Annotated in this window: 7 protein-coding genes; 4 read left to right on the top strand and 3 right to left on the bottom strand. The window is 66.4% G+C overall.

The features are described 5' to 3' along the window. From ACE3UY_RS00015 to ACE3UY_RS00025, 3 genes are all read left to right on the top strand, one after another. Positions 1 to 498 (top strand): dienelactone hydrolase family protein (locus tag ACE3UY_RS00015; RefSeq protein WP_374685496.1); only part of this gene is annotated, 498 nt, incomplete at its 5' end. An 18-nt stretch (positions 499 to 516) separates the two neighbouring features. Beyond that, positions 517 to 2,283, top strand: coding sequence for a M3 family oligoendopeptidase (locus tag ACE3UY_RS00020; protein ID WP_374685497.1), 1,767 nt, complete (start codon positions 517 to 519; stop codon positions 2,281 to 2,283). Between the two features lie 80 nt (positions 2,284 to 2,363). Then, on the top strand, positions 2,364 to 3,071 hold the full coding sequence (locus ACE3UY_RS00025; protein WP_374685498.1) for a Crp/Fnr family transcriptional regulator: 708 nt from the start codon (positions 2,364 to 2,366) through the stop codon (positions 3,069 to 3,071). Positions 3,072 to 3,316: 245 nt separating this feature from the next. Here ACE3UY_RS00025 and ACE3UY_RS00030 read toward each other — a convergent pair whose 3' ends face one another. The 3 genes from ACE3UY_RS00030 to ACE3UY_RS00040 all read right to left on the bottom strand — a co-directional run bounded on the left by ACE3UY_RS00030 (position 3,317) and on the right by ACE3UY_RS00040 (position 5,782). Beyond that, complete coding sequence (locus tag ACE3UY_RS00030; RefSeq protein ID WP_374685499.1) at positions 3,317 to 4,318, bottom strand: ornithine carbamoyltransferase; 1,002 nt, start codon at positions 4,316 to 4,318, stop codon at positions 3,317 to 3,319. Positions 4,319 to 4,418: 100 nt separating this feature from the next. After that, complete coding sequence (locus tag ACE3UY_RS00035; RefSeq protein ID WP_374685500.1) at positions 4,419 to 4,709, bottom strand: 4a-hydroxytetrahydrobiopterin dehydratase; 291 nt, start codon at positions 4,707 to 4,709, stop codon at positions 4,419 to 4,421. A gap of 140 nt (positions 4,710 to 4,849) precedes the next feature. Next, a complete protein-coding gene (locus tag ACE3UY_RS00040) occupies positions 4,850 to 5,782 on the bottom strand; it encodes a GNAT family N-acetyltransferase (RefSeq protein ID WP_374685501.1) in 933 nt (310 codons plus the stop codon). Between the two features lie 56 nt (positions 5,783 to 5,838). On the opposite strand from ACE3UY_RS00040, the gene ACE3UY_RS00045 reads away from it, so the two are divergent. Then, positions 5,839 to 6,141 (top strand): ATPase domain-containing protein (locus tag ACE3UY_RS00045; RefSeq protein ID WP_374685502.1); only part of this gene is annotated, 303 nt, incomplete at its 3' end.

A 6,141-nucleotide genomic window follows, 5' to 3' on the forward strand; every position in this document is an offset into this window, starting at 1 on the left:
GCCGAGGCGCTGGTCGGCCAGACAGAGAGCAGCCAGGAAAAGATTGACGGCGTCATAAGCGACGTCGCCGCCGCGGTCGACACCCTCTGGGAACGCGCCCATCCCCGCGAACAGGGGTTGGGCGTGGTGGGCTTCTCGTTCGGGGCCTACTACGCGCTCCAGCTGGCGAGCGCCGACCCTGATCGGGTGCGCGCGGTGGTTCTGTTCTACGGCTCAGGCGGCGCCGACTTCGAGCGGGCGCGGGCGACCTTCCTGGGGCACTACGCTGAGAACGACCCCTACGAGCCGGCGGAAGCGGTCGAGTGGCTGGAGTCGGCGCTCGTGTCGGCCGGCCGGCCGGCGACATTCCACCGCTACGAAGGGCTGGGCCACTGGTTCTTCGAGCACGACCGCCCCGACGCCTACAACGAAGCGGCGGCCCAACTCGCCTGGGAGCGAACGTTGGACTTTCTGAAGCGGGCGCTGGCCCTCCCGCCGGCCGATCCTTCTATCGCCTGAATCTGATCCGAGGAGCGTATGAACCCAACCACCCTATCCCCCACCCGCTGGAGCCTGACCGACCTATTGCCCGAACCGGTCGAGGCGTCGCTGGCCGCCGCGCTGGCCGAACTGGAGCAACTGACCGCCGCCTTCGAGGCCCGACGCGACGAACTGACCGGCGACATCACGGCTGAGGCGTTCGTGGCGCTGCTCCACGACTACGAGGCGATCATGGCCCATGCGCAACGGCTCGGAGCCTACGGCGCGCTGTGGTTCTCGGCCGAGACGCAGAACCCGGCCGCGCTGAACTTGCGCGACCGGGTGGACGTGGCCCTGACCGAGATCGACAACCGCTTGCTGTTCTTCAACCTGTGGCTGAAGTCGATGCCCGATGGGACGGCCGCGCGACTTCTGCCGGCCACGGGCGACCTGCGCTACTTCGTCGAAGTCGCCCGCAAGTTCCGGCCCCACACCCTGTCCGAGCCGGAAGAGCGGATCATCAATCTCAAGGATGCCAATGGCATTGACGCGCTGGTCAACCTGTACGACATGATCACCAGCCGCTTCACCTTCAATCTGGAGCTGGACGGCGAGACGAAGACGCTCACCCGCGACCAGCTGGCCGCCTACTACCGCCACCCCTCGCCCGACGTGCGCGCGGCCACCTACCAGGAGCTTTACCGCGTCTACAGCGACAACAGCACCCTGCTGGCCCAGATGTATAACCACCGCGCCCGCGACTGGCGCGACGAGGGCAAGCTGCGCGGCTTCACCCAACCCATCGCCGCCCGCAACCTGGCCAACGACCTGCCCGACGCCGTGGTGGACACCCTGCTCGACGTGTGCGCCCGCAACAGCGGCCTCTTCCAGCGCTACTTCCGCCTGAAAGCGGGCTGGATCGGCATGGACAAGCTGCGCCGCTACGATATCTACGCGCCGCTATCCGCCTCGACCAAGGAGTTCCCGTTCGGCCCCGCGTTCGAGACGGTGCTGGACAGCTTCGAGGCCTTCTCCTCCCAACTGGCCGAGTACGCGGCCCGCGTCGCCGCCGAGAACCATCTTGATACCGAGCCGCGCGCCGGCAAGCGCGGCGGCGCGTTCTGCTACGCCGTTTTGCCCGGTCTGACGCCCTGGGTGTTCATGAACTACACCGGCCAGGCCCGCGACGTGGCGACGCTGGCCCACGAACTCGGCCACGCCATCCACGGCATGTCGGCCGCCCACCATTCCAACCTGACCTTCCACGCGTCGCTGCCCCTGGCCGAGACGGCCTCGGTCTTCGCCGAGATGCTGCTGACCGACCGGCTGCTGGCCGACGAGCGCGACCCGGCCGTGCGGCGCGACCTGCTGGCCGCCGCGCTCGACGACGCCTACGCCACCGTCCAGCGCCAGGCCAGCTTCAGCCTCTTCGAGCGCGAGGCGCACCGCCTGGTGGCCGAGGGCGCGCCCGTGGACGCGCTCTGCGCCGCCTACATGGACAACCTGCGCGCCCAGTTCGGCGACGCCGTGGCGTTGAGCGACGACTTCCAGTGGGAGTGGATTTCCATCCCCCACTTTTACCACGTGCCCTTCTACACCTACGCCTATAGCTTCGGCCAACTGCTGGTGCTATCGCTCTATCAGGCCTACCGGCGCGAGGGCGAGAGCTTCATCCCGCGCTACCTGAAGCTGCTGGCCTATGGCGGCTCCGAAGCGCCGGCGGTCATCCTGCAGGAAGCGGGCTTCGACATCACCTCGGCCGACTTCTGGCAGGGGGGCTACGACGTGCTGGCGGGGATGATTGATGAGTTGGAGCGGCTGTGACAGCGGCCGCCATGCCCGGCCGGGAGGCGTTGCGTAATCGGCGCGCCAGCGAGGCGAAACTGACTCGATAGGAATGCCCCATGCAGCCATTACATGCCACCCGTCAGGCGCAATTCGCCTTTCTCCAGTCGTCGGCGCTCTTCGCCGGCCTCCAGGAGACCAGCCTGCTGCAACTGGCCAACGCCGCTCGCTTCGTCCGCGTCCCCAAGGGGAAGTACTTCTTTCTTCAGTCCGATCCGTCCGAAAGCATCTACGTCCTGAAGTCCGGCAGCGTCGTGGTCGTGCTGAGCGCCGTCGACGGCCGAGAGCTGATCATCAGCGAACTCGGCCCGGGCGACTGCTTCGGCGAGCTTTCCCAACTGACCAACCGGCAGCGTTCGGCCGGGGCGCTAGCCCATGAGGCCAGCGAGGCGCTGGAACTGTCGGGACGCGCGTTCATGGCCGTGCTCGACGCCGAGCCGCGTCTGCTGCGGCGGCTGCTGGAGGTCACGGCCGAGCGCCTGCGCACCGCGCACGAGCGGGAGGGCGCGCTGGCTTTCCTCGACGCCCCAGCGCGTGTGGCGCGCGTCCTGCTGGAACTGGATGAGGCCGACCGGCAGGGGCCAAACAAAGGGTACATTATCCTGTCACAGGAAGAGGTCGCCCGCCGCACCGGCGTGGCCCGGCAGACAGTCGCCCGCCATCTGGGCCAGTGGCGCGAACGCGGCTGGCTGCTGACCGGTCGCGGACAGATTACGCTGCTCGACCAGGCTGCGCTGCGCGAGGTCGAAGCGCAGAGCCAGACGTAACACGGGCGGCGCACCCCGTCGCGCCGATTGTCCCACCTCCACCGCCAGCGGAATCCCCCTAGGGGCGGGTTCGTAAGAGATTAACAGAATAACCGGCACATCGGGCGCGACGTGCCGGTTATTCTGTTAGTTGCCCACAACGGGTTTCGTCTGCCAGACGTGGGTTTCAATCCGCACGGTCAGCATGCCAATCATTTCGTTAGTCGCCTAGAAACCCGCCCCTCCGCGTCCTAATTACCCTGGCCCTACTCCCCCAGCGTCGCCACCATCACCGCCTTAATCGTATGCATGCGGTTCTCGGCCTGGTCGAAGACGATGGAGGCCGGCGACTCGAAGACCTCCTCGGTCACTTCCAGCCCGTCCAGCCCGAACTTCTGGTAGACCTGCTCGCCAACCTTCGTCTCGCGGTTGTGGAAGGCGGGCAGGCAGTGCATGAACTTGACCGCCGGGTTGCCGCTCCGCGCCATCGCCGCGGCGTTGACCTGGTACGGTTTCAGCAGAGCGATGCGCTCCTCCCACACGGCGTCCGGTTCGCCCATTGAGACCCACACGTCGGTGTGGATAAAGTCCACGCCGCTCACCCCCTCGTCCACGTCCTCGGTCAGCGTCAGCCGCGCGCCCGTCTCCCCGGCCACGGCGCGGCAGGCGGCGATCAGCGCCTCGTCCGGCCACAGGTGTTTCGGCGCGCAGATGCGCACGTCCATGCCCAGCTTGCAGCCGCCGGCCATGAGTGAGTTGCCCATGTTGAAGCGCGCGTCGCCCATGTAGCAGTAGGCGATCTGGCTCATCGGCTTGTCGGCCTGCTCGCGCATGGTCAACATGTCGGCCAGGATTTGGGTGGGGTGGAACTCGTTGGTCAGCCCGTTCCAGACGGGCACGCCGGCGTATTGGGCTAGCGTCTCCACCGTCGTCTGGGCGAAGCCGCGGTACTCGATGCCGTCGTACATGCGGCCGAGCACGCGCGCCGTGTCCTTCATCGACTCCTTGTGGCCGATCTGCGACCCCTCCGGCCCCAGGTAGGTGACGTGCGCCCCCTGGTCGTGGGCCGCCACCTCGAAAGCGCAGCGGGTGCGCGTGGACGCCTTCTCGAAGATGAGGGCGATGTTCTTGCCCCTCAGCCGTTGCTGCTCATAGCCGCCGTATTTAGCCGCCTTCAGGTCGGCCGAGAGCTTCAGCAAAAAGCTCAGCTCCTCTTGCGTGAAATCCAGTTCCTTCAAAAAGCTCCGGTTGCGTAGATTGAATGCCATTGCCCTCTTATCCTTTCAGAAGAATCCACAGATTTCACAGATGACACAGATGAAGAGACCAATCTGTGTCATCTGTGAAATCCGTGGATTCTCTCTTCTTCTATCCCGCCAGCTTCTCCATGTGGCGGGCCAGGTCCACATCCCATTGGCTGATCGCGTCGCCCAGGTCGTGCGTCGCCAGGGTCACCTCCACCTTGTTGTAGACGTTGCGCCACTCCGGGTGGTGGTCCTTCTTGTCGGCGTACAGGGCCACGGCCACCATCCAGCCGATGGCCTCCGCGAAGGAGCCGAACTTGAACGTCTTATGCAGCTTGCCCCCCTCCACCGCCCAGCCCGGCAATTCACCCAACGCCGCCTCGATCTCCGCCTCACTCAGTTTCGTTCGCGCCATATCCCTATCCTCGCTTTCCGCTCAAACACACCCATTATGCCCCGCCCCAACCCCCATTGGAACAGAGAAATCACCCACAGATTGCACAGTTTTCAGACACCTCCCTCTGGATAATCTGCGTAATCTGCGGATTCTTCCTCTTATCCCCGCGCCGGATAGTAGGCCCACACCGGGTAGCGCGACCCCGTCGGCTGGAACCCAAACCGCCCATACAACCGCTGCGACGCCACATTGTCGGCCTGCGTGTTGAGCGTCACCGACCGCAGCCGCCGCGCCCGGTAGCCGTCCAGCGCGTGGGCCAGCAGCGCCGCGCCGATGCCCATCCCCTGCCGGTCGGGCCGCACCGTCATGCGCACCAGGTGGGCATTGCCATTGTAGCTCGTGCTGAACTGGAAGCCGGCCAGCTCCCCCTCCAGCAGCGCCACGTCGAAACTGGCCGACTGCCGCCAGGCCAGATAGAGCGACTCCGCGCTGTGCCGCCAGCGCGGCTCGAAGGCGGCGACCTCGATGGCCGCCAGCGCCGGCAGCTCCTCCACCAGCACCGGCCGCACGTCCAGCCCCGGCGGGGCGGCGAACGGCCCGTACTCCAGACCCTCCTTGCGGTAGGCCAGCACTGTGCTGACCTGATTGAACCCCAGCCGGTCGAGCCAGTGTAGCGGCCAATTGTCGGTCATGAACCAGGCGACCTCGTCCACCTCCGGATCGAGGCCGGCCAGGATAGCGGCGAACATCGCCTCCGACTGGGCGTAGCCGGCGGCCGAGTCGGCGGCGGCCACGCGCACCCAGGCCGCCGGCGGCGGGTCGGCGCTGACGGCCAGGCAACTGGTGATATTCGCCGGCCGGGAGCGAGTTGGATGGGCGGGGGGAGCGCCGTTGTCTGCGTCCCAGGACTTGTCGTAGACGACGAACCCCGGCGTGCCCAGCCAGTCGCCCGGCAGCCGCCAATCAACGTGCAGGTGGATGTAGACCCCCATGCGCAGCAGCCGCTGCACGGCCGCGGCGTCGGCGCGCGTCGCCCGGCGGACGTGACGGCGCAGGATGGGGTCGCCCACCGGTGAGTTTGCCAATTGCATGCCGCTATTGTACACTACATAAGAAGAATCTTAAGCGAATAGGCACGTAGACAAGTATGGCAATCGATGGGCCAAAAGCGCGCGCGTTAGAGAATACGGTCGCCACGCTGACCAAGCGGTACGGCGACGGCATCATCATGCGCCTGGGCGAGGCGACGCACATGCAGGTCGCTTCCATCCCCACCGGCGCGCTGTCGCTCGACATCGCTTTAGGCGTGGGGGGTGTGCCGCGGGGGCGCATCGTCGAAATCTACGGCCCCGAGTCCTCCGGCAAGACCACCCTCTGCCAGCACATCGTCGCCGAAGCCCAGAAGCTCGGCGGCATCTGCGCCTTCATCGACATGGAGCACGCCCTCGAC

It is taken from the genome of Promineifilum sp. (SeqCode), from assembly GCF_041918635.1.
GTDB lineage: Bacteria > Chloroflexota > Anaerolineae > Promineifilales > Promineifilaceae > Promineifilum.